Annotated in this window: 22 protein-coding genes and 1 pseudogene; 7 read left to right on the plus strand and 16 right to left on the minus strand. The window is 73.7% G+C overall.

Features of this window, described 5'->3' with window-relative positions; genetic code table 11:
• Nucleotides 1-139 precede the first annotated feature (139 nt).
• Complete coding sequence (locus ABH937_RS09345; RefSeq protein ID WP_280689404.1) at nucleotides 140-628, minus strand: tyrosine protein phosphatase; 489 nt, start codon at nucleotides 626-628, stop codon at nucleotides 140-142.
• A gap of 68 nt (nucleotides 629-696) precedes the next feature.
• A complete protein-coding gene (locus ABH937_RS09350) occupies nucleotides 697-1,278 on the minus strand; it encodes a hypothetical protein (protein ID WP_280689403.1) in 582 nt (193 codons plus the stop codon).
• 22 nt (nucleotides 1,279-1,300) lie between these two features.
• Here ABH937_RS09350 and ABH937_RS09355 point away from each other — a divergent pair, with 22 nt between their 5' ends.
• From ABH937_RS09355 to secE, 3 genes and pseudogenes are all read left to right on the plus strand, one after another.
• A complete protein-coding gene (locus tag ABH937_RS09355) occupies nucleotides 1,301-1,543 on the plus strand; it encodes a hypothetical protein (protein ID WP_280689402.1) in 243 nt (80 codons plus the stop codon).
• Between the two features lie 282 nt (nucleotides 1,544-1,825).
• A pseudogene (locus ABH937_RS09360) lies at nucleotides 1,826-2,056 on the plus strand (hypothetical protein); the annotation flags it as partial.
• 131 nt (nucleotides 2,057-2,187) lie between these two features.
• On the plus strand, nucleotides 2,188-2,439 hold the full coding sequence (gene secE, locus ABH937_RS09365; protein ID WP_280689401.1) for a preprotein translocase subunit SecE: 252 nt from the start codon (nucleotides 2,188-2,190) through the stop codon (nucleotides 2,437-2,439).
• Between the two features lie 53 nt (nucleotides 2,440-2,492).
• Here the strand turns inward: secE and ABH937_RS09370 are convergent, their stop codons facing one another.
• The 5 genes from ABH937_RS09370 to ABH937_RS09390 all read right to left on the minus strand — a co-directional run bounded on the left by ABH937_RS09370 (nucleotide 2,493) and on the right by ABH937_RS09390 (nucleotide 7,916).
• Nucleotides 2,493-2,708: a DUF4287 domain-containing protein gene (locus tag ABH937_RS09370; RefSeq protein WP_280689400.1), complete on the minus strand. Its 216-nt coding sequence runs from the start codon at nucleotides 2,706-2,708 to the stop codon at nucleotides 2,493-2,495.
• An 88-nt stretch (nucleotides 2,709-2,796) separates the two neighbouring features.
• Nucleotides 2,797-4,080 (minus strand): cytochrome P450, encoded by a 1,284-nt coding sequence (locus ABH937_RS09375; protein ID WP_280689548.1) that lies wholly within the window; start codon nucleotides 4,078-4,080, stop codon nucleotides 2,797-2,799.
• A gap of 258 nt (nucleotides 4,081-4,338) precedes the next feature.
• A complete protein-coding gene (locus ABH937_RS09380) occupies nucleotides 4,339-5,874 on the minus strand; it encodes a CHAD domain-containing protein (RefSeq protein WP_280689399.1) in 1,536 nt (511 codons plus the stop codon).
• Between the two features lie 435 nt (nucleotides 5,875-6,309).
• Nucleotides 6,310-7,215, minus strand: coding sequence for a lysozyme (locus ABH937_RS09385; protein WP_280689398.1), 906 nt, complete (start codon nucleotides 7,213-7,215; stop codon nucleotides 6,310-6,312).
• Between the two features lie 245 nt (nucleotides 7,216-7,460).
• Nucleotides 7,461-7,916: a MarR family winged helix-turn-helix transcriptional regulator gene (locus ABH937_RS09390; RefSeq protein WP_280689397.1), complete on the minus strand. Its 456-nt coding sequence runs from the start codon at nucleotides 7,914-7,916 to the stop codon at nucleotides 7,461-7,463.
• A gap of 102 nt (nucleotides 7,917-8,018) precedes the next feature.
• On the opposite strand from ABH937_RS09390, the gene ribA reads away from it, so the two are divergent.
• Nucleotides 8,019-8,684 (plus strand): GTP cyclohydrolase II, encoded by a 666-nt coding sequence (gene ribA / locus ABH937_RS09395; protein ID WP_280689396.1) that lies wholly within the window; start codon nucleotides 8,019-8,021, stop codon nucleotides 8,682-8,684.
• 98 nt (nucleotides 8,685-8,782) lie between these two features.
• Complete coding sequence (locus ABH937_RS09400) at nucleotides 8,783-9,283, plus strand: VOC family protein (RefSeq protein ID WP_280689395.1); 501 nt, start codon at nucleotides 8,783-8,785, stop codon at nucleotides 9,281-9,283.
• Nucleotides 9,284-9,303: 20 nt separating this feature from the next.
• Here the strand turns inward: ABH937_RS09400 and ABH937_RS09405 are convergent, their stop codons facing one another.
• Nucleotides 9,304-10,116: a DNA-formamidopyrimidine glycosylase family protein gene (locus tag ABH937_RS09405; protein WP_280689394.1), complete on the minus strand. Its 813-nt coding sequence runs from the start codon at nucleotides 10,114-10,116 to the stop codon at nucleotides 9,304-9,306.
• 55 nt (nucleotides 10,117-10,171) lie between these two features.
• A complete protein-coding gene (locus tag ABH937_RS09410; protein WP_280689393.1) occupies nucleotides 10,172-10,720 on the minus strand; it encodes a hypothetical protein in 549 nt (182 codons plus the stop codon).
• 233 nt (nucleotides 10,721-10,953) lie between these two features.
• Between ABH937_RS09410 and ABH937_RS09415 the strand changes: the two genes are divergently transcribed.
• Complete coding sequence (locus ABH937_RS09415; RefSeq protein WP_280689392.1) at nucleotides 10,954-12,348, plus strand: NADP-dependent succinic semialdehyde dehydrogenase; 1,395 nt, start codon at nucleotides 10,954-10,956, stop codon at nucleotides 12,346-12,348.
• Nucleotides 12,349-12,389: 41 nt separating this feature from the next.
• On the opposite strand, the gene ABH937_RS09420 is transcribed toward ABH937_RS09415, so the two are convergent.
• The 5 genes from ABH937_RS09420 to ABH937_RS09440 all read right to left on the minus strand — a co-directional run bounded on the left by ABH937_RS09420 (nucleotide 12,390) and on the right by ABH937_RS09440 (nucleotide 17,151).
• Nucleotides 12,390-12,518: a hypothetical protein gene (locus tag ABH937_RS09420; protein ID WP_280689391.1), complete on the minus strand. Its 129-nt coding sequence runs from the start codon at nucleotides 12,516-12,518 to the stop codon at nucleotides 12,390-12,392.
• A gap of 191 nt (nucleotides 12,519-12,709) precedes the next feature.
• Nucleotides 12,710-13,528, minus strand: a complete 819-nt coding sequence (locus ABH937_RS09425) for a VOC family protein (RefSeq protein ID WP_280689390.1) — start codon at nucleotides 13,526-13,528, stop codon at nucleotides 12,710-12,712.
• A 139-nt stretch (nucleotides 13,529-13,667) separates the two neighbouring features.
• A complete protein-coding gene (locus tag ABH937_RS09430; protein ID WP_280689389.1) occupies nucleotides 13,668-15,068 on the minus strand; it encodes a class II fumarate hydratase in 1,401 nt (466 codons plus the stop codon).
• A gap of 105 nt (nucleotides 15,069-15,173) precedes the next feature.
• Nucleotides 15,174-16,190, minus strand: a complete 1,017-nt coding sequence (locus ABH937_RS09435; RefSeq protein WP_348533640.1) for a universal stress protein — start codon at nucleotides 16,188-16,190, stop codon at nucleotides 15,174-15,176.
• A 31-nt stretch (nucleotides 16,191-16,221) separates the two neighbouring features.
• The gene (locus ABH937_RS09440; RefSeq protein ID WP_280689388.1) at nucleotides 16,222-17,151 is read right to left on the minus strand and encodes a pyridoxamine 5'-phosphate oxidase family protein; all 930 of its coding nucleotides are present in this window, start codon (nucleotides 17,149-17,151) and stop codon (nucleotides 16,222-16,224) included.
• A gap of 184 nt (nucleotides 17,152-17,335) precedes the next feature.
• Between ABH937_RS09440 and ABH937_RS09445 the strand changes: the two genes are divergently transcribed.
• Nucleotides 17,336-18,211, plus strand: a complete 876-nt coding sequence (locus ABH937_RS09445; RefSeq protein ID WP_280689387.1) for a universal stress protein — start codon at nucleotides 17,336-17,338, stop codon at nucleotides 18,209-18,211.
• A 54-nt stretch (nucleotides 18,212-18,265) separates the two neighbouring features.
• On the opposite strand, the gene ftsH is transcribed toward ABH937_RS09445, so the two are convergent.
• Nucleotides 18,266-20,248, minus strand: a complete 1,983-nt coding sequence (gene ftsH, locus ABH937_RS09450) for an ATP-dependent zinc metalloprotease FtsH (RefSeq protein ID WP_370217870.1) — start codon at nucleotides 20,246-20,248, stop codon at nucleotides 18,266-18,268.
• A gap of 185 nt (nucleotides 20,249-20,433) precedes the next feature.
• The gene (locus tag ABH937_RS09455) at nucleotides 20,434-21,243 is read right to left on the minus strand and encodes a hypothetical protein (protein ID WP_370217871.1); all 810 of its coding nucleotides are present in this window, start codon (nucleotides 21,241-21,243) and stop codon (nucleotides 20,434-20,436) included.
• Between the last annotated feature and the right edge of the window lie 28 nt (nucleotides 21,244-21,271).

Genomic DNA, 21,271 nt, shown 5'->3' on the forward strand with positions numbered 1-21,271 from the left:
GAGCCGCCGAGCAACGAATGATGACGGCTGACGACACGTCACCGACCGTAGACCGTAGGAGCTCAGGGCGACCCATGCCATCAGGCGGCGCGCCCGGAGTCGCCCATTTCAATCCCCGGTCATACCTGAGAGATTGTCATCATGCCTGCACGGGAACGTAGTTCGTCCACTCACGCTGCTCGGCGGTGTCCGGGACGGCGAGCCCGCGGGCTCGTTCGATCCGGCGCCAGGCGGTGTCGGCCGCCGTGCCGTTGAGGATGAGGAGCGCGGCGGCGAGCAGCGAGGAGCGTCCGATGCCGGCCCGGCAGTGGGTGACGACGTGCGCGCCGTCGGCCAGTTCGGCGGCGAGTTGCCGCAGAGCGGGCAGGATCGCGGGAAGGTCCGGCACGGTGCGGTCGGGGATGGGTATCTCGACGAACCGCAACCCGGCCGCCGCGGCCGACCGGGGTTCCTCGGCAAGCCCGAGCTCCTCGCGTTCGGGCTCGGTGAGGGCGCAGACCAGGATGGCGACGCCGGCCGCCTTCAGCGCCGCCATCTCGTCGTCCAGCCAGTCGTTGCCACGCGGCCTCGCCATGGTGCTCAGCCGGCCCGGGCCGGGGTGGTCGACGGTGAAGAGGGTGGGTCGCATATCAGCATGACTTTCGGTCAGTTGGTCAAATGATGATCGGACGGCGGGCGGCGGACGGTGTACCCGGCTCAGCGAGACGCTCGAGAAGGCAGTCGAGCGTAGTACTGCCGTCGTGCGCCGTCTGCCACCGCCCCCGGGGCGTCGACGCGGCCGCCGTCCCGGCCGAGCAGCAGCCGGCCGGCACGCGGCACCGGATGGGCCAGCACGGCTCGCGGCGGTTGTCCGGCCGGGTCACGGTGAGGGCAGGCGGCACGGGAGCGGTCCCGGCCATCAACCGTGGGCGGATCCGTGAGCAGAGGGTACGTGGGAATGGGCGCGACCGGCGGGGCCTGGCGCCGGCCGGTGGCGGCTTTGGTCGTGACGACAGGTTGCCTGGCCGGTCTGTCGGCGTGCAGCAGCTCCTCCGGACACCCGGCCACGGCGTCGTCCAGTACGCCGTCCTTCTCACCGGCGACGGCCTCGTTCTCGGGGTCCACTCCCTCCGGACTGGGATCGCTCGCCTCCTCCGCCCAGGCCTCCGTGTCGGCCGCGGTCTCCTCCGCTTCCTCCGCGGCCGCGTCCTTCGGGGCGTCGGTCTCCGCGGCGGCTGCCGGGGCCCAGGCCTCTGCCTCGGCCGCGCTGGCGACCACGGCCGGGAGCGGCAACGCCATCGGGGACATCACCCTCACCGGCGTGCCGACGAGCACGACCGGCGGGCTGACGGCGGTGGTGGTGAACATCACCAACAGCGGTTCCAGCGCCGCCTCCTACGCGGTGCGGATCGACTTCACCGACGCCTCCGGCACCCTGGTGGACAGCGACGTGGTGGGCGCCCAGAACCTCGGGCCGGGCCAGCGGGCAGCGCCCGTCGCGGTCAGCACCAAGTCCGCAGGGGCCGCACTGAACCCGAAGGTCGCGACCGCGCAGCGCTACTGAGGCACCAGTTGGGGGGACGGATCCGCGGTACCTGGGGGATCTCAGCGGACTGTTCGACCTGCTCGCCCACCCAGCACGGCCTGCCGCACCATCCCCGGTTCCTGGGGGGTGGTGCGGCAGGCCGTGCTGCGTCGAGGTCGAGGACCGCCGCGTGGCGCTCGCCGAGCCCCAGTGGACCATCAACCTGTGCGGAGGCCCGCTCGCGGGCATCCTGCGGGCCTCTGACGGCTCGCCCGGGCAGAGCGGGGCGCGTTCGGTGGGCAAGGCACGGGGGACGGGGGCTTCCTCCGGCTGCGTTTCGGGATCGGGCGACCGCCCAAAGGCCGGGCGATCGGCGCGTTCGTCCTCCAGGAGTTCACCCGGACCGACCAGTCGGCGCTGAGCGACCTGGTGACGCGCTGCGCGGGCGCCGCCGAGGCACCGGGGGTGGGGGGTCTGAGCAAGGCACAGAACGGGCTGCACGCCGCACAGACGCCGCCGAAGGACCTGCCGCAGACCGCGAACCGGCGGTGACCGCAGGCCCACGCCCCTTTTCGCCGCGCGGCTTCCCGAGTAGAGGCTTCCCTGTTCGTCCGTACGCTGGAAGCCAGGACTCAGACACCTCCCGCCGGTTCCGGAGGCGTCCAGGGGAAAGGCGTCGGCGCATGGCTGGACCTACCACCCGTGAGCGGGGCAAGTCATCCTCGCCGAAGGGGCGCGGCGTGCGCGGCCTGCTGGCGCGGATGTCGCTGTTCTACCGGCAGATCGTCGCCGAGCTGCGCAAGGTCGTCTGGCCGACGCGCTCCGAGCTGACGTCCTACACCGGCGTGGTACTGACCTTCGTGGTCGTGATGGTGATGCTCGTCTACGGCCTCGACGTGGCTTTCGCTCACCTCAGCTTCTCGATCTTCGGTTAGGGACCGCCGGGCCCCGCCCCCGCCTGCGTGCCCGAACGCCGCCGTCCGACGCCTCAGTCGGACGGCGGCTTTTCGGCGAGGGTGTGCGCCACGAGCGCGTTGGCGTGGCCGTGCCCCAGCCCGTGCTCGGTCTTGAGCCAGCCGACGAGCTCCATGTGCCGGGCCAGCGGCGAGGAGCGGATCAGGTCCTTCCACTCCGTGACCGGACGGCCGTACTTCTTCTCTATCGCAGGAAAGTAGCTGGCAGGGCCCTTCACCGGGTCGGCCATGTCCGTGCTCCCATCTGTCTGGCGTAACCGGCACGATATCCGGCGGAGAACTGGACTGCCCAGTACTCTCCCGCTCACCGACGCCTCCTCACCCGCCGACGGCGGGAGGCGTGAAAGTGAAGGCCAGCGAGCGGACGCGGTGGTCGAAGTTCGACGGGACGATCTCGGGGGCGGCGGTCGAGCGGATGTCGGGCAGGCGACTGAAGAGTTCGCGGTAGAGGGCCTTCATCTCCTGCCGGGCCAGGTGGGCACCGAGGCAGAAGTGCGGACCACCGCCGCCGAAGGCGAGCTGCGGGTTGGGATCCCGGGTGATGTCGAAGGCGTCGGGATCGGGGAAGACGGACTCGTCCCGGTTGGCGGCGGCGTAGCAGAGCAGGACCTGGTCGCCTCGGGCCAGCTGGGCGCCGCCCAGCTGGTGGTCGGCGGCCAGGGTGCGGCGGAACTGGATGATAGGGGTGGCGTGGCGGAGGATCTCGTCCACCGCGCCGTCCAGCCGGCGTTCGGGCTCGGCCAGCAGCAGGGCCCGCTGCTCGGGGTGGGTGCTCAGCAGGTGCAGGCCGTGGGCGAGCGCGTTGCGGGTGGTCTCGACGCCGGCCACCAGGAGCAGCGAGAAGAAGGCGCCGAGCTCGCGACCGGTCAGGCCACGCCCGTCGAGGTCGGCGCCGACCAGCGCCGAGATCAGGTCCTCGGTGGGGTGGCGGCGGCGCTCGCAGCCCAGCCGGGCGACCAGCCGCTGCAAGCGGGCCAGCGCCCGCAGGCCCTGCCCCGGCAGCCGGATCCGCTCGCGCAGCGGGCGGTGCACGCCGGTGTGCTCGGAGGCCTGGTCGATCTGGCGCAGGATCAGCGGGCGGTGCTCCTCGGGGATGCCCATCATCGCGCAGATGACCTGGAACGGGAGCTGCGCGGCGACGGCGGGAACGAAGTCCGCCGGGCGCTCGGCGATCACCCGGTCGACGATCCGGGCGGCGGTGGCCCGGATGTCCTCCTCGACCCGGGCGATCAGGCGCGGGGTGAAGGCGCGGGCGACGATCCGGCGCAGCTGGGCGTGACGCGGATCGTCCAGGTTGACCATGGAGTCGCCGAACAGCAGGCGGACCCAGCGGGCCGGCTCGGGCGTGGTGACACCGGGCGCGCTGCGGAAGACCTGTGGGTTGCGGCTGGCCGCGAGCACGTCGGCATGGCGGACCAAGGCGTGGAAGCCGCGCTCGCGGCGCAGCGGGCCGGCGGGGCGCTCGACGAAGTGGACCGGCGCGGGGAGGCTGCGCAAGTGGCGGAAGGCGGCGGCCCGTTGGGGGTCGGGGAGGCGCCAGAAGGCGGGGGCGGCCAGGTCGAGCCACGGCGGCAGCGCGGCCGGCGCGATCGCCGACGGGATCTCTGCTGGGGCGCTCGGCGGAGCAGGGCTCGGCACCGCGGGCGGGCGCGACACGCTTGCCTCGGTGTGCAGTTGGTCGGACACGTGGACCGCCTCCTCCCCGGCCCCGGATCGTGACGGGGCGTCAAATAGCGGACACCACAGAGTAGCAAGGGAAAGATTCGGCCGCATACGACCATTCGAGTGGTCCGGCCTCCGCCACGTCGCCGGACGCCTCCGGGGCGGCCGCATCGGGACCGGCCGGGACCGCCACGGACCTCAGCGCAACCTGGTCAGGCGCCGCTTGCGGGCCCGGCGCCAGGCGGGACCGGCCGCCGCCAGGGCGGCTGCCGCCGCAGGGCGTTGCGCGGCGTGCAGGACGCCGTAGCCGAAGGTGTTCTCCCCCTCGGCGTGCGCCTCGGCCGCGAGTTCGGGAAGCAGCTGCTCGGCCAGTACGGCGTCCTGGTAGCCGCCGAGGGCCTCCTGCAGGGCCCGCATCCGGCGGGCCAGCCGGGCGGCGGGGATCGGGCCGGCCAACTCGGCGGTGTAGCGGGCGCGTTTGGCCGCCTTGCGCGCCGCGTGCAGCGCTTCGTCACGGCCGGGGCCGACGGGGCGGGCGAGGGCCAGGCGCATCCGGCGGTCGACGCGGCGCTGTTCCCGGCGCAGTAGCCGCTCGAGTTCACCACGGCCGTGGCGGGCCCGGCGGCGCAGCGGGGGGCGGTCGGCGATCCACCGGACGGCATCCAGGAGCTGGAAGTAGCGCTCGCTGTCGAGGACTTCGCGCACCTGCCGATAGGCGGCCGCGTAGCGCCGACGGAACCGGGCGGCCAGCTCGGCGGCCAGCTGCTGCGGTGCGGCGGCCGACGGCAGCTGGGCGCAGGCCTCGGCGAGGCGTTCGCCGGTGGCCTCGGCATCCCGGGCCAGGCCCAGGACCTGTCCGAGCCAGCGGAGTTCGTCGGCGGTCCGGCCTGCCCGGCTGCCACGGAGCAGCTTCTGACCTGCCGTCAGGGCGCTGCGCAGCCGACGGCAGCAGACCCGCATCCGGTGGACGGCATCCGGTTCGTCGCGCCGCACCGCCGCGTCCAGGGCGAGCAGTTCGGCGCACTGGGTCCGCAAGTAGCCGGCGAGGGCCGCGCCTGCCGTGCCGGCGGCGGGCTTGCGGGCGGGTCCGGCGCCGGTCCTGCGGACGCCGGCGCGGGCGAGCAGGTCGGTCGGCGTGCCGCCGGGCGCGCTGGCGAGACCTTGGGCGCGCAGCTGCGCGTCGAGGACGGCCAACAGCCGGGGGCGGCCGTGGACCAGCCGGACCTCGGTGCCGGTCCAGCCGGCCAGCCGCCCCGGGCCCGGGTTGGCACTGAGGGGTTGGGCCAGCGTCTCGGTACGGTCGAGTTCGGCGAGCGTGCGCCCGGCTCGGTCGCGCAGCAGGGTGCGGCTGCGGCGGATGCGCAGCCGCAGGACTGGGCGCGGCGTGCGGCCACCGGCGTAGGCGCGCAGCTGGTCGGCGAGTTCGACCGGGACGGCCGCGCCCGGTGGGGCGTGCCGCTCGGTGCCGTCCGGCAGGGTCAGGCGCCAGTCGGGGTCCGGGCCGCTGAGGGTGCGACCGTGGGCGAGTAGGCGCAGGTCGGGCGTGTCGTGGCAGACCAGGACCGTCTCCTCCGCCTCGCCGTCGACGATCTCGGCCACCTTCGGCAGGGCGCCGCGACGCAGCGGTGCGGCCGGCACGCCCTGGTACGTCCGAGCACTCTCGGTACGCGGACCGCGGGACCCGTGCGAGCTGTGCGAACCGTGCGACTTGTGCGACCTTTGCGGATCGGCCATGGGACCAAGCTTCGCGCTTCCGCGCCCGACCTGCACCCTTCTCCCGGAGCGCCGGATCGGCCTGGCATGATGCGCTGGCACGGACGCCGCCGGCCGGGGTCCGCCCGGGCACGAGGACGGGGGACCGGAGATGGCCGAGCGCGAGTCCCGAGCCACGCGCCGCACGAAGGCACCCGAGGAGCGGGCCTGGGGCGCCGGTCCGGGCAGGCCGCCGAGCAGCTGGGCCGGAGCCCCCGGGTTCGGGCAGCGGGCGGCGCGGCCGCCCTGGACCCGGCGGATCCGGCGGGTGACGGGAACGGTCGGCGCGCTCTGCTGCGGGCTGCCGCCGGCCACCGGTGCGGTCACCTTGACCGCCATGGCCGTCGCGAACTGGCCGAGCGCGGGGGGCACGGCTCACGCCCTGCCCCCCGCGCTCGCGCCTGGTTGCGGTGCCGATCAGCCTGCCAGCGCCTGCAGGCGGCTGGCGTCACCGTTGAAGTAGTCCTGGTCGCCGGGGAAGGTCCCGGCGTCCGAGTACTGCCAGAAGGTCTGGTAGGACCAGCCGTTCGGCAGGGTGCCCGGCGAGCTCGCGTAGCGGGCGATCCAGAGCGGGTCGGTGGTGCCGAAGCCGCCGTTGTTGCCGGTGCAGGTGCTCCACCAGTCGGTGGTGGTGTAGATCGTCGGGTACCGGCCGGTGAGCCTGGCGACCGTGTTGCCGAAGTCGTGGATCCAGCTCACCATCGCGCTCTGGCTGAGGCCGTAGCAGGTGGCGCCGTAGGGGTTGTACTCGATGTCCAGGGCGGGCGGCAGGGTCTTGCCGTCGGCCGACCAGCCGCCGCCGTGGCCGACGAAGTAGCCGGCCTGGGTGGCGCCGCTGGAGGCGTTGGGCAGCGCGAAGTGGTAGGCGCCGCGGATCAGGCCGGCGTTGTAGCTGCCGTTGTACTGCTGGGCGAAGTACGGGTTGGTGTAGCCGGTGCCCTCGGTGGCCTTGACGTACGCGAACCGGGCGCCGTCGGCGGCGGCCGTGGACCAGTTGACGTTGCCCTGGTAGCTGGAGACGTCCAGGCCGGGGGTCTGGGTGACCAGCGGCTTCGGCGCTCCGGCGGGGCCTCTGCCCTCGTGGGCGACGACGGTGGACCCGGCGTAGTCGCGCTCGGGGTGGCTGGGCTGGAAGTCGCGCCCGGCGGTGTCGGCGTGGGCGGGGACGGCGACGGCCGTCGCCAGCAGCGCGGCGGCGACCGTGGCGGCGGCGCGGACCGCGTGGCCGGAGGCCCGGCCGGGGCGGGCGAGGCGTGCGGGGCGGGCGAGGTGCGTGGGGTGAGCCGTGCGGGCCGTGCGGGAGAAGCGGGCAGTACGGGACATGTTCGCTCCTTGTGGCCTGGCAGGGATGAGTACCACCGATGCGAAAACGCGGATGTCGATGCACACGTACCAATGATTGGCATCACCGCGCTGGGCGAGCGTAGCGGCCAACCCGCCGACCCCGCTAGAGAACTGACGTCTCGTCAGCGAGAGGAGGCCCACCAGGACCCGCGTAGACCCGATCGCGCCACCGGGCGTTCACCCACCGGCCCATCCGAGCCCCGTGAGCCCGCCCGGCCCGCCCGTCAGTCGCGCAGTCGGCGGGCCACCTCACCCAGCGCCTCGGCGACCACCGCGAGCTGCTCGCGGTCCAGCACGTCGATCAGCGCCGCCCGCACCGCCCCGACGTGCCCGGGCGCCGCAGCACGCAGCACCTCGCGCCCGCGCTCGGTGAGGCAGGCGAAGACCCCGCGCACATCGCTCGGACAGGACCGCCGCCCGACCAGCCCCGCCTTCTCCAACTGCGCGACCTGGTAGCTGAGTCCACTCTTCGAGGTGACCACCCGGTCGGCCAGCTCGGCCATCCGCAGCTCACCCTCGGGGACGGCGGAGAGGTGCACCAGGATCTCGTACTGGGTGTGCGAGAGCCCGGAGTCGTCCTTCAGCTGCTGCTCCAGCCGACGCGCCACCAGGCTGCTCGCCGCAATGAAGCCGCGCCAGGCCGCCATCTCCTGCTCGTCGAGCCACCGGGTCTCTGCCATGCGTCCAAGCGTATCCGTATTGTTCAAATTTGAAGCGTGCCGCCCGGGTGAGGTACCGTGGCATTGGGCTTCAAATTTGAACTACTTCTGCGGAGACCCTCCATGACCAGTCCCGCTCCATCCGTCCCGACCCTACCGCCGCCCGCCCGGGTGCGAACCAGGGTCCGGGTGCCACTGCGGTTCGGTGACGGCTTCCGCGTCGAGGCCGATGTGGTGACCTTCCACGACCTCGCCGACGGCGCCGAGCACCTCGCACTCGGCCTCGGCGACCCGCGGGCCACCGCCGCTCCCCTGGTGCGCGTGCACTCCGAGTGCCTGACCGGCGACGTGTTCGGCTCGGCGCGCTGCGACTGCGGCCCGCAGCTGCGCGAGTCGGTGGAACAGATCGCCGAGCACGGCGGCTACCTGCTCTACCTGCGCCAGGAGGGCCGTGGCATCGGCCTCTACAACAAGCTCGACGCCTACGCCTTGCAGGACGGCGGCCTCGACACCTACGCCGCCAACGCCGCCCTCGGCCTGCCCGAGGACGCCCGCGACTACACCGCGGCCGCCCAGATGCTGCACACTCTGGGGGCGCCCAGAGTCAACCTGTTGAGCAACAACCCCGCCAAGGCCGCCCAACTCGGCGCGCTCGGCATCACGATCACCCGCCGGGTGCCGACCGGGGTGCACGCCTCCCCCAGCAACCTGCACTACCTGCGCACCAAGGCCCGGGGCACGGCGCAGACCCTCGGCCACGGCCTGGTCCTGCAGCCCGAGCACGCCTGACGCAGCCCCGATCACGTAGCCCCGATCACGCAGCCCCGACCACTCGAACACCCCCGCAGCCCCACTGCGAAGGTTCACCCCGAAAGGCAGGGATCACCATGCCCGTCCGCCGCCTCAACCACGCGGTGCTCTACATCCGCGACGTGTCCCGCGCCGTCGCCTTCTACACCGAGGTCCTCGGCTTCCGGGTGGACGTCGAGATGCCGGGCCGGGCCGCCTTCCTCAGCTCGCCCGACAGCCTGAACGACCACGACCTCGGGCTCTTCGCGGTCGGCGCCCAGGCCCCGGGCCCGCAGCAGGGCCGGGTCGGGCTCTACCACCTGGCCTGGGAGGTCGGCACGCTGGGCGAGCTGGCCGAGATCGGCCAGAAGCTGACCGAGCGCGGCGCGCTGGTCGGCGCCACCGACCACGTGGTCTCCAAGTCGTTCTACGCCAAGGACCCCGACGGCAACGAGTTCGAGGTGATGTGGCGGGTTCCGCGCGAGGACTGGCCCACCGACGACGAGCAGCACGGCCTGCGCGGCCTCGACTTGGCGAGCGCGATCGAGCGCTGGGGCGCCGACCTGGTCACCGGCGCCGCGGCGGGCTCCGCGACCTGAGTCCCGGGTCAGGCTCTGGGTCAACCGTCGGCCGGGCTCGGACCGCGCTGGCAGCTCGGGCACCAGAACGCCACCCGCTGCTGCGGCTCGACCCCCTGCCGCGCCGTTCGGACCCGGGCACCGCAGCGCCGGCAGGGCCGCCCCGCCCGACCGTAGACCCAGTGGCTGCGGTCCGGGCGCGGCTCACCGGTGGTGACGTGCCCCGGGCGCAACCGGTTGGCGTACAGCAGCCGGTGCGCCAACGCCACCAGGCGCTCGGGGGCGGGCAGTTCACCGAACGGCGTCCACGGGGTCACCCCCGCCATGAAGCACAGCTCGTTGGCGTACACGTTGCCGATCCCGGCCAGGTTGCGCTGATCGAGCATCGCCTCGCCGGTCGGCCGCTCGGGTGCGGCGGACAGCCGCCGCACCGCCTCCCCCGCGCTGTCGGCCGTCCAGTCGGCGCCGAGCAGGTCGGGGCCCAGGTGGCCGACCGCCTCGGCCTCGTCTGCGGTGCGCAGCAGTTCCACCACCGGCAGCCGGTAGCCGACCGCGGTCTGCGTGGTGGTGCCGAGGACGGCGCGGATCTGGTGCGCGGGGCCGCCGGTCCACCGCTCGCCTGCGGGGTAGAGCTGCCAGCGGCCGTCCATCCGCAGGTGCGTGTGCAGGGTCAGCCCGCCCTCCAACCGGGTCAGCAGGTGCTTGCCGCGCGGTACCACCTCGTACACCTGACGACCCGTCAGGTCGGCGGTGGCGTGCGCCGGGACCCGCAGCTCGGCAGTGGTCAGCCGGTGTCCGGCCAGGGCCTGGTGCAGCTGGGCTGCGGTGCGGAAGACGGAGTCACCCTCGGGCATGCCCCCAGCATGCACCCGCGCGGTGCCGCCGGGGGCCCGGGCCGTGCGGCCCGCCTCAGTCCTCGTCGGTGGCGACGATCACCACGGCATGGCCGTTGCCGATGCCGACCACGGCCGCGTCGAAGGTGGCTTCGGTGACCGGCGTCCAGGAGCGCTTGCCACCATTGCCTTCCCAGTAGGCCGCGAAGCCGTTGGCGCGCCAGTCGGCATCCGGACCGAGCAGTGTCACCAGCGCCCCGGCGACGGCGTCGGCCAGCGGGCGCAGCGGGCCGTCCACGCTGCCGTGGGTGTAGGCGAGGGAGCGGAGCAGCGTAGCGGCGATCCACGGCGGCGCCTCCGGCGGCGGGATGCGCCTGCTCAGCGCGGACCCCACCTGCTCGGGGCTGCTCGGGCCACCGTGCCCGTGCTCGCAGTCCCCGCAGTGCGGCGCGAGCAGACCGGTGGGGGCCAACACGTCCCAACAGAGCTGCCCGTGGCCCCGACCGTCGTCCGGCCCGAGGTGGACGACCCGGTCCCCGTACTCGGCCAGCTCTCGCAGCCGGCCGCCGAGGTCCGGGTCCGGCCCCAGGTCGTACGGCGGCGGCGTCTCGAACGACAGGTTCATGTCGGCCTCTTCCTCCATCGGGTCGGGTCCATCCTGTCCGATGGGCGCGCACGGCCGTACCCCCGGGGTCCGCGCGCTGATCCGACCGGATCCGCACGAGAAGGCCCAGGGCCTGTCCGCCCCGCGGCGTCAGCCGCTGGTGTCGCAGCCGACAAGATCGGCCGGACAGGCCCTAGGCTCGACGCGAGCGGGCCGGGCCCGATGCCCGCGCCCCCGCACCCAGGAGGCGACCGATGGCGATCGCGACCGTGAACCCGGCGACCGGAAAGACCCTGCGGACCTTCGAACCCTACCCGGCCACCGCCGTCGAGCAACGACTGGCCCGGGCCGAACAGACCTTCCAGCAGTACCGGTTGACCGACTTCGCCCACCGGGCGCAGCTGATGCGCCGGGCCGCCGAGTTGCTGGACGCCGACCGGGAGACGATCGCCCGGCTGATGACCACCGAGATGGGCAAGCCGCTGACCGCCGCTCGTGCGGAGGCCGCCAAGTGCGCGAAGGCGATGCGCTGGTACGCCGAGCGCACCCCCGCCCTGCTGGCCGACGAGCACCCCGCGGCCGAGGACGTGGCGGACGCCGGGGCCGCCCGGGCCTGGGTGCGCTACCGGCCGCTGGGGGTGGTGCTGGCCGTCATGCCGTGGAACTTCCCACTCTGGCAGGTGATCCGGTTCGCGGCACCGGCCCTGATGGCGGGCAACGTGGGGCTGCTCAAGCACGCCTCCAACGTCCCGCAGACCGCGCTCTACCTGGAGGATCTGTTCCGCGGCGCCGGATTCCCGGACGGCTGCTTCCAGACCCTGCTGATCGAGTCCGGCGCGGTGGCCGAGGTGCTGCGCGACCACCGGGTGGCGGCGGCCACGCTGACCGGCAGCGAGGGCGCGGGACGGGCAGTGGCCGCGGTGGCCGGCGACGAGGTGAAGAAGACGGTGCTGGAGCTGGGCGGCAGCGACCCCTTCGTGGTGCTGCCCTCGGCCGACATCGCGGCCGCCGCCCGCACGGCGGTCACCGCACGGGTGCAGAACAACGGGCAGTCCTGCATCGCCGCCAAGCGGTTCATCGTGCACACCGCGGTGTACGAGGAGTTCAGGATCGCCTTCACCGCGCGGATGGTGGCGCTGCGGATCGGCGACCCGATGGACGAGGCCACCGAGGTCGGGCCGCTGGCCACCCGGCAGGGGCGCGACGAGCTGAGCGAGCTGGTCGCGGACGCGCTGGCGCTGGGGGCCGAGATGGAGTGCGAGGTGGAGGTGCCCGACCGACTGGGCGAGGGCTGGTACTACCCGCCGACCGTGCTCAGCGGGATCACCGAGCAGATGCGGATCCACCACGAGGAGGCCTTCGGCCCGGTCGCAACGCTCTACCGGGCCGACGACCTGGAGCACGCCGTGCGGCTGGCCAATGACACGCCGTTCGGCCTGAGTTCCAACGTCTGGACCACCGATGCGGCCGAGCAGGAGCGCTTCGTCCGCGACATCCAGGCGGGCGGCGTCTTCTTCAACGGGATGACCGCCTCGCACCCGGCGCTGCCGTTCGGCGGAGTCCGCCGCTCCGGCTACGGGCGGGAGCTGTCCGGGCACGGGATCCGCGAGTTCTGCAACGCGACCACGGTGTGGGTGGCACAGGGGTGAGATCGAGCCGACGGTCCGTCAGGCAAGAGCCTGGCGGGCCGTCAGTCCTCGCCCAGGATCGCGTACTGCTCGGTGTCGTCTACGGGTTCCACCTCCTCGACGGCGATCTGCTTCCGCACCTGCTCGTTGCGGTGGCCCGGCTCGCCCGGGGTGGTGACATCGCGTTCCATCCTGCCTCCTCGGCTCGTTGATCTTGAAGGATCGTGAGCCGAGCGGTACCCGGGCCGGCCACTGGCAAACGGGTCCAGCCCAGGGTTCGCCCGAACGGCGGCACCCCGAACCACGGCTCCCCGAACCACGGCACTCCGAACCGCGTCGCCCCGAACCGCGTCGCCCCGAAGCGCGGTCCGTGGCCGACAGGTCAGCTCGCCGCCGGGCGGCTGATCAGCGAGAACCGCCCGCCCTGCGGGTCACGCAGGTGTGCCACCCGCCCGTACGGGGTGTCCAGCACCTCGCCCAGCACGTCGGCGCCGAGCCGGTCGGCCAGCTCCACCGCCCGGTCCGCGTCGGCGGCCGAGAAGTAGACGTTCCAGGTCGGCCGGGCCTCGGGGTCGGTGGCCACGGCGAGCGCCGCCACGCTGCGCCCGCCGGTGCGCAGCACCACCCGGTCGTGCTCCCAGCGGACCTCCAGGTCCTTCGGGTCGCGGTTGTCCCAGGCGAAGACCTCGCCGTAGAAGAGCGCGGCGGCGAACGCGTCCGTGGTGCGCAACTCGATCCAGACCGGCGCGCCGGGGATCGTGCTGTGCACCGGGCCGGAGTCCCTCGGGCCCTCCCAGATGCCGAACGGCGCGCCCGCCGGGTCGGACGCGATCGCCAGCCGACCGGCGTCGAAGCCCAGCGGGCCCACCGCCACCGTGCCGCCGCGGGCACGGACCCGTTCGGCGATCGCGTCGGCGTCCTCGGTGCCGAAGTAGCTGGTCCAGGCGACCGGCAGCTGGAGGTCGACCGAGGAGCCCAGCCCGGCCACCGCCACACCGTCGACCATCGCGCGCTTGTAGGGGCCCCAGCGATGCGGGCCCGGGCTGAAGGACCAGCCGAGCAGCGCTCCGTAGAACTCGGTGGCGGCGTCCAGGTCGGCGGTCATCAGGCTGACCCAACTCGGCAGCGCCGGCACGCAGCGCACCGCCGCGCCCTTCGCCACGCCGCTCGCGTCCGCCCCGCCGGCCGCTGCCTCGGTCATCGCTGCGCCTCCTCGCTGCCCGGCCGTGCTGGCCCGGCCGGTCTGGATCCGACCGTACCCGTACCACGGCCCCGTCGCACGGACCCCGTCCGCGCGGGCGCGGCCGTGCGGACGGGCGCCGCCGGGCACCGGCCCTCTCTTACGGGTGGGTCATCCGCAGCACGTCCAGGGCCTCGTCGAGCTGGGCCTCGGTCAGCAGTCCGCGCTGCAGATAGCCGCGTTCGAGGACGACCTGACGGATCGTCTTGGACTCGGCCAGTGCCTGCTTGGCGACCTTCGCGGCCTCCTCGTAGCCGATGTAGCGGTTGAGCGGGGTGACCACGGAGGGCGAGGACTCGGCGTACTCGCGGGCCCGCTCGACGTTGGCGGTGATGCCGGCCACCGTGCGGTCGGCCAGCAGGCGGGCCGCGTTCGCCAGCAACCGGATGGACTCGAGCAGGTTGCGGGCGATCACCGGGAGCATCACGTTCAGCTCGAAGTTGCCGCTGGCGCCGGCCATCGCCACGGTGGCGTCGTTGCCCACGACTTGGGCGGCGACCATCGCGACCACCTCGGGGATCACCGGATTGACCTTGCCCGGCATGATCGAGGAACCCGGCTGCAGGTCGGGCAGGTTGATCTCGCCAAGGCCCGTGCGCGGCCCCGAGGCCATCCAGCGCAGGTCGTTGACGATCTTGGTGAGGCCGACCGCGACGGTCCGCAGCTGGCCGCTCAGCTCGACCAGCGAATCCCGGGCGCCCTGGGCCTCGAAGTGGTTGCGGGCCTCGGTCAGCGGCAGCCCGGTGGACCGGGCCAGCTCGGCGATCACGGCGGCGGAGAAGCCGGGCGGGGTGTTGATGCCGGTGCCCACGGCGGTGCCGCCCAGCGGCAGTTCGGCGACCCGGGGCAGGGTGGCCCGCAGCCGCTCCTGGCCGTAGCGGACCTGCGCCGCGTAGCCGCCGAACTCCTGACCGAGGGTGACGGGCGTGGCGTCCATCAGGTGGGTGCGGCCGGCCTTGACCACCGTGGCGAAGCCGGCCGCCTTGGCCTCCAGCTCGGCGGCCAGCTGGTCGAGAGCGGGCAGCAGGTCCTCGGTCACGGCGGCGGTGGCGGCGATGTGGATCGAGGAGGGGAAGACGTCGTTGGAGGACTGGCTGGCGTTCACCTGGTCGTTGGGGTGGACCGGCCGGCCCAGCCGCTCACCCGCAAGGGTGGCGAGCACCTCGTTGGTGTTCATGTTGGAGGAGGTGCCCGAGCCGGTCTGGAAGACGTCCACCGGGAACTCCGCGTCCCAGCGGCCCTCGACCACCTCGGCGGCGGCCTGCCGGATCGCCTCGGCCACCGGGGCCTCGACGATGCCCAACTCGGCGTTGACCTTGGCGGCGGCGGCCTTGATCCGGGCCAGCGCGGCGATGTGGGCCCGGCCCAGGCGCTGGCCGGAGACCGGGAAGTTCTCCACCGCGCGCTGCGTCTGCGCCTGCCACTTCGCGGCGGCGGGGACCTTCACCTCGCCCATCGAGTCGTGCTCGATCCGGTACTCGCCGCTCTGCTGTGCGCTCATCGCACTGCCACCTCCATCAGGCACCACCCGTCAGGTCGACCACCTTCGGGTTCCACGGTGCACAGCTCCCCCGGGCGCCCCGCTATTTCCGCTCAGCCGTGCGATTCACTCCTTCGGGGAACGCGGCTCGCCGCGGTAGGTGCCGAAGTACCAGTGGTTGCCCTCGGGGTCCCGGGCCGAGAAGTCCCGCGAGCCGTAGTCGGTGGTGTGCGGCGGGCTGACGATCTCGGCGCCGGCGGCCTTGGCCCGCTGGTGCAGCGCGTCCGGCCGGTCGGTCACCACGTAGCAGGCGAACGAGCCCGGCTGCGGCTGCCACGCACCGCCGGGGTTCTGCCGGGCCGAGCCGAGCATCAGGCCGCCGCCGAGCGGCCAGGCGAGCTGGGCGTGCTCGACGAAGTCGCCCTCGCCGTAGACCACCACCTCCTCGAAGCCGAACGCCTCGGCCAGGAAGCGGATCAGCCCGCGGGCGTCGTTGGCCCGCAGCGAGGGCCAGACCTGCGGCGCGGGGGCGCCGGGGGCGGGCGGTGCGACCCCGGCGTGCTGTTCGGGAGCGTTCTCGGCCGTGTTCGAAATGGCGCTCGAAGCGGCGTTCGCAGTGGTGCTCATGACGGTGTCCTCGGGAGTGCTCTGGAAGGTGTCCGCGCGGCCGGCGGTGGGATCGGTGATGGTGCCGCGATCGCCGCGGACGACGACCACCGGGCAGGCCGCGTGCTGGACGCAGTGCTGCCCGACCGAGCCGAGCAGCGCCCCGGTGAAGCCGCCGGCCCCGCGGTGACCGACCACCAGCAGCGACACGTCCTCGTCGGCGGCGGCGCGCAGCAGGACCTGCGCCGCGGTCCCCTCCTCGGCCCGGCGGCGGATCTCGACCGCGGGCCGCTCCCCGGCCACCTTCGCCACGTTCTCGGCCAGGGCCTGGACGGCGAGTTCGCCGAGCTTCGCCTGCTCCGCCGCCGGGACCGTGCCACCCTGCCCGGAGAACGGCGGCTGCCAGGCCAGCACCGCCTCCACGATCGCGTCGGCCTGCCCGGCGTAGCGCAGCGCCCAGCGCAGCGCGCGTCTGGACTGCTCGGAGCCGTCGACGCCGACCACGACCCTGGCTCCGGCCACCTGTCGTCGCGCCATCGTCTTCCCCTTCCAGGTGTACGTCAGCCCGTCAGGTCCGGATGGAGCGGCCGCTGATCCGCTCGGGGTCCACCCGGATCCACACGTCGCGCTTGCCGCCGGGCCAGGGCGTGGGGCCCGCGCCCGCCGTCGAGCCGCCGGGCCGCTCGGCGTCGAAGATCTGCTCCGCCGAGCCGATCACCAGCACGCTCCAGCCCCGGCTCAGCGTCTCGTCCAGATGGTCGACCTCGAAGGCGATCCGCCGCCCCGCCGCGCGCGAGGGCGCGCTGCCTGCTGCTGTCCGGTAGAGGACGGCACCGTCCCGGACCCGGTAGTTCACCGGCAGCACGACCGGGCCCACCGGGGTGGAGTACGCGATCCGGCCGATGCCGTGGTCCGAGAGGTGGGCCCAGCAGTCGGCCGGGTCGAGCTCCTCCAGGTGTGGCCGGTCGGCGGGCTCGGCGCGCCCCGGCGGCAGCTCCAGGCCGCCGCTGCCGAGCAGTTCGGACTCGGAGGTTTCCAGCGCACCGGCGAGCCGCAGCAGGGTGCCGGGGTCGAGTTCGGCGGGTCGGGTCTCCAGGTACTCCAGGTAGCTGGGGGCCATGCCCGCGCGTTCGGCGGCCTCCGCACGGCTGAGCCCGAGCTCCTCGCGCCGCTGCGTCAGCCGGCGGCCCACGTCGCCCGGGCCCGACTCGGCCGCCACCGGCGGTGCCTCGGGAAGCCACGCCGGGTGCCCGGGGGGTGGTGCGGCCGACGCCCGGTCGGGGTCGGGGGTCGGGAGTTCGGCGTCCACCCACAGGTCGATCGAGCGGGCGGTGTGCTCGGCGCCGTGCGGCACCGCGCGCCGGGCCGCCTCGATCGCGTCCGGCCTGGACATCCCCTCCCGCTCCATGAGCCCGACGGCGCACTTGGCCAGTTCCGCCAGTTCCTCGCCCATGACCCGCTCGGTGCCGGTGGTTCGACCCGGCGTGTTCTGCGACATGGTCCCTCCTGCTGCCTGGCGCCACTGTCCGGGCGGTGGGATCAGGCCCACCTCTGTCAGCATCCCTCACCCGGCGCCGCCGGGCGCGGGATGCCACGGGCCCCGTGCGAACCGCGCGGCGCGCGTGGATTCTGGTACGGAGGCGTCGGTATCCGCGCCGACCGCTCTGGTTGGGAGAGCCATCGTGCATCGATCGATCGTCGCCGGACTCGACGGGTCCGCCGAGAGCCTTGCGGCGGCGCACTGGGCCGCCCGCGAGGCTCGACGCAGCGGGCGTCCCCTGACGCTCGTCCAGGTGTGGCCGCCACGGATCCTCGGCAAACCGGCCGACCAGGACGCCAAGGACCAGGGGCAGCGGCTGCTGGACGACGTGGCGGCGGAGCTCCGCGCCGGGCATCCCGAGGCGGAGATCACCGCGACCCAGGTCCTCGACGACCGGCCCTCCGCGGTGCTGACCGCGGCGTCCGGGCAGGCCGGCCTGCTGGTCCTCGGCTCGCGCGGCCTCAGCGGTCTGCGCGGCTTCCTGCTCGGCTCGGTGAGCCAGAGCGTGCTCGGCCAGGCCGGCTGTCCCGTGGTGCTGGTCCGTGCGGGTGGCGAAGGGCCCGACGGTCGGCCGGCGGGCCCGGACGACGAGCGGCCGGTGGCCCTCGGCGTGGACTTCGGCCGCCCGTGCGACGCCGCCGTCCGGTTCGCCTTCGAGGCCGCCGCCGAGCGCTCGGTGGGCCTGCACGCGGTGCACGCGTGGAGCCCGGTGGCCAGCTACGGGCCCTCGGCGTTCCCGGTGGCCATGGACCTCAACACGCAGCTGACGGAGGCCGAGACGCAGGCCCTGGCGGACCTGATGCGGCCCTGGCGGGAGAAGTACCCGCAGGTCGAGGTCGTGGAGCAGGTCCTGCTCGGCAGCGCCGGGTGGGCGCTGCTGGAGGCGGTGCCGCACGCCGGCCTGGTGGTCATCGGCCGGCATCCCCGGCAGCTGCCGGTCGGCGAGCACCTGGGACCGGTCGCCCACGCCGTGGTCCACCACGCGCCCTGCCCCGTCGCGGTGGTGCCCTGCGGCTGACCCGGCCCGCGAGCGCCGGCCGGGACAGCGCGACGGCCGCGCACGAAGCCGGCGTCAGCTTTCGCTCCGGCCGCCGGCCTGCGGCGGCTCAGCGGCCGGCGGGGGCTCAGCGGCCGGCTGGGGCTCAGCGGCCGGCGGCCGTTCCTGGCGCAGGATCTCCAGCACCAGCCTGCCGTCCACCGTCTCCTCGGCGACCAGCAGCTCGGCCAGCCGGTCCAGCGCCGGGCGGTGGGCGCGCAGCAGGGCACTGCTGCGGTCGGCGGCCTCCCGCAGCAGCCGGGCGACCTCCTCGTCCACCCGCCGCTGGGTCTGCTCGGCGTACGGCCGGCCGAGCAGGTCCTCCGGGCCCTCACCGAGGTGGTGCGGCACCTGGGAGGCGTAGCCGACCGGTCCCAGCACGGCGGAGAGGCCGAACTCGCGCACCATCCGGGTGGCGATCTGGGTGGCGCCGGCCAGGTCGTCGGCCGCGCCGGTCGAGCCCTCGCCGAAGACGACGAGTTCGGCGGCCCGGCCGGCGAGCCGCACCGTGAGCAGGTCGGTGAGGTAGCTCTCGCTGTACAGGTGCCGTTCGGCCTCGGGGAGTTGCTCGGTGACGCCGAGGGTCATGCCGGAGGGCAGGATGGTGACCTTGGCCACCGGGTCCGCGTGCTCGCAGAGCGCGGCGGCCAGGGCGTGCCCGGACTCGTGCACGGCGACCGCGCGGCGCTCGTCGGGGAGCAGCGCGTTGGAGGACTCCCGGCGCCCGAGCAGCACCCGGTCCCGGGCGGTGTCCAGGTCCCCGGCGGTGATGGTGATGCGGTCGGCGCGCACGGCGTTGATCGCGGCCTCGTTGACCAGGTTGGCGAGGTCGGCCCCGGAGAAGCCGGGCGTGCCACGGGCGACGACGTCCAGGTCGACGTCCGGCGCCAGGTTCTTGCCGCGCACGTGGACGGCCAGGATCGCCGCCCGCTCGGCCTGGTTGGGCAGCGGCACGGTGACCTGGCGGTCGAAGCGGCCGGGGCGCAACAGGGCCGGGTCGAGCGACTCGGGCCGGTTGGTGGCGGCCAGTACGACGATTCCGGTGCTCTGGTCGAAGCCGTCCATCTCGGCGAGCAGTTGGTTGAGGGTCTGCTCGCGTTCGTCGTTGCCGCCGAGCCTGGTGGTGCCGCCGCGCCGGGCGCCGACGGCGTCGATCTCGTCGATGAAGATGATCGACGGCGCCCGCTTGCGCGCCTCGTCGAACAGATCGCGGACCCGGGAGGCGCCGACGCCGACGAACATCTCGACGAACCCCGAGCCGGTCACCGAGAGGAACGGCACGGCGGCCTCGCCGGCGACCGCGCGGGCCAGCAGGGTCTTGCCGGTGCCGGGCGGCCCGACCATGATCACGCCGCGTGGTCCCTTGGCGCCGACCACGAGGTAGCGCCCGGGGTTGCGCAGGTAGTCGACGATCTCGCTGACCTCCTGCTTGACGCCCTGGTAGCCCGCGACGTCGTCGAATCCGGTGCTGGGCCGCTCCGCCTCGATGATCTTCGCGCGCGAGCGGCCGATCGTGCTCAGCCCGCCGGTCAGCGACTTCGCCGCCCGGCGGCCGGACCACAGGAGGAAGCCCACGATCAGGATCAGCGGGAGGAAGAGGAAGAGCACGGAGAGGACGGAACTTCCGCTGCTGCTCTGGGTGCCGGTGATCTGCACGTGCTCGGACTGGAGTTGCTGGGTGACCTGGGTGGTGTCGAGCGCGGTCGGCAGCTGGCTGGTGAACTTCTTGCCGTCCTTGAGGTTCCCGCTCACCGCACCCTTGTCGTTGATGCTGACCGACTGCACCTGGCCCGAGGTCACCTGGCCGACGAAGTCGGTGTAGGAGTACGAGGTGGTGGCGGGGCCGGTCGTGGTGCGGGAGAAGACGATCAGCAGCACCGTGATGGCCGCGGCCAGCGGCAGCAGCCACCGGGTCCAGCTGGGCCTCGGCGGCGGTGTGGAGGTCGGCGGCTGGCGCGTCGGACCCGGATCGGGGTTGCCCGCCCGGTGCCGGTGGGGCAGGCGCACTCGCGTGATCACCGCAGCCGACCTCCTTCCGCCAGCTCTGGAACCTGGATGGCTCACCTCACCTGGCTCGTCGCAGCCGGCTCCTCGCTCACGGACGGCGAAAACCTGCCGCTTCTCACGCTACGACCGTGACGTCCCGGACGGCGGATGAGCGGGACGCCGAGGCCGACCGCCACCCGTGCGCCCCCGTGCGGCGGTCACTGCAGGATGTTGACCGCCCGGGCGACCACCAGCACCACGGTGAGCAGTGAGACCGCGCTCTGCAGCATCATCAACAGCTTGGCCCAGAGCGAGAGCGGCATGGTGTCGGTCGGGCTGAAGGCGGTGGCGTTGGTGTAGGCCACGTAGAGGTAGTCGAGGAAACCGGGCTCCCAGTCGGCCGGGGCCACACCCTGCTGCTGCATCTGCGGGAAGAGGAAGTCGGGGTAGTCGGCGGTGGCACGAGCTCGGGCGCCCGGGCCGCCGCGGTCCCACTCCCAGTACCAGAGGGCGAAGGCGATCACGTTGGTCGCCCAGACCGCGCCGCCGGTGCCGAGCAGCGCGAGCGCGCCGGTGCCACCGCCGCCGTGCACCAGGTCGTGGACCAGTTTCACCGCCGACCAGCCGTTGGTCAGGCTGATCGCCGCCGCCAGCGCGAGGCTGAGCGCGCGCAGCAGGCGCGAGCTGCGGTCGATGCGGCGGTGCGGGTTCATCGCGGCCAACGCGACCAGCAGGCTGACCTCGAGGGCCGGCATCATCCAGCGCGGGTGGATGCTGAGCCGAGCGGGCAGGAAGAGTTGCAGGGCGACCGCGATCAGGATCACCACGGTCACCGCCCACCGCTGCTCGGTCTCGGTCTCGGTGTTCCAGACCGGCTTCGGCCGGGTCGGCGGCGCCGCGGCTGCGCCGGTGTCGCTCTGGTCGGGACCGGCACCGCCGACCAGCAGGGCCTCGATCCGATCGAGGCGGCTGTGCAGCAGTTCGGTCAGGTCGTGCGGGGTACTGCCGGGGGGATGCTCGGTACTCATGGCGGACATTGTGCTCGGTCCCCGCCGG

This window comes from Kitasatospora sp. GAS1066B (genome assembly GCF_041262605.1).
Classification (GTDB): domain Bacteria; phylum Actinomycetota; class Actinomycetes; order Streptomycetales; family Streptomycetaceae; genus Kitasatospora.

Coding starts and splice junctions, on each gene's coding strand:
- ABH937_RS09420 (WP_280689391.1), bottom strand. CDS start 12,518: ATGGAACGCGATGTCACCACCCCGGGCGAGCCGGGCCACCGCAACGAG.
- secE (WP_280689401.1), top strand. CDS start 2,188: ATGGCTGGACCTACCACCCGTGAGCGGGGCAAGTCATCCTCGCCGAAG.
- ABH937_RS09415 (WP_280689392.1), top strand. CDS start 10,954: ATGGCGATCGCGACCGTGAACCCGGCGACCGGAAAGACCCTGCGGACC.
- ABH937_RS09455 (WP_370217871.1), bottom strand. CDS start 21,243: ATGAGTACCGAGCATCCCCCCGGCAGTACCCCGCACGACCTGACCGAA.
- ABH937_RS09385 (WP_280689398.1), bottom strand. CDS start 7,215: ATGTCCCGTACTGCCCGCTTCTCCCGCACGGCCCGCACGGCTCACCCC.
- ABH937_RS09410 (WP_280689393.1), bottom strand. CDS start 10,720: ATGAACCTGTCGTTCGAGACGCCGCCGCCGTACGACCTGGGGCCGGAC.
- ABH937_RS09430 (WP_280689389.1), bottom strand. CDS start 15,068: ATGAGCGCACAGCAGAGCGGCGAGTACCGGATCGAGCACGACTCGATG.
- ABH937_RS09390 (WP_280689397.1), bottom strand. CDS start 7,916: ATGGCAGAGACCCGGTGGCTCGACGAGCAGGAGATGGCGGCCTGGCGC.
- ABH937_RS09380 (WP_280689399.1), bottom strand. CDS start 5,874: ATGGCCGATCCGCAAAGGTCGCACAAGTCGCACGGTTCGCACAGCTCG.
- ABH937_RS09370 (WP_280689400.1), bottom strand. CDS start 2,708: ATGGCCGACCCGGTGAAGGGCCCTGCCAGCTACTTTCCTGCGATAGAG.
- ABH937_RS09345 (WP_280689404.1), bottom strand. CDS start 628: ATGCGACCCACCCTCTTCACCGTCGACCACCCCGGCCCGGGCCGGCTG.
- ribA (WP_280689396.1), top strand. CDS start 8,019: ATGACCAGTCCCGCTCCATCCGTCCCGACCCTACCGCCGCCCGCCCGG.
- ABH937_RS09440 (WP_280689388.1), bottom strand. CDS start 17,151: ATGTCGCAGAACACGCCGGGTCGAACCACCGGCACCGAGCGGGTCATG.
- ABH937_RS09425 (WP_280689390.1), bottom strand. CDS start 13,528: ATGACCGAGGCAGCGGCCGGCGGGGCGGACGCGAGCGGCGTGGCGAAG.
- ABH937_RS09400 (WP_280689395.1), top strand. CDS start 8,783: ATGCCCGTCCGCCGCCTCAACCACGCGGTGCTCTACATCCGCGACGTG.
- ABH937_RS09435 (WP_348533640.1), bottom strand. CDS start 16,190: ATGGCGCGACGACAGGTGGCCGGAGCCAGGGTCGTGGTCGGCGTCGAC.
- ABH937_RS09405 (WP_280689394.1), bottom strand. CDS start 10,116: ATGCCCGAGGGTGACTCCGTCTTCCGCACCGCAGCCCAGCTGCACCAG.
- ABH937_RS09350 (WP_280689403.1), bottom strand. CDS start 1,278: ATGGCGTTGCCGCTCCCGGCCGTGGTCGCCAGCGCGGCCGAGGCAGAG.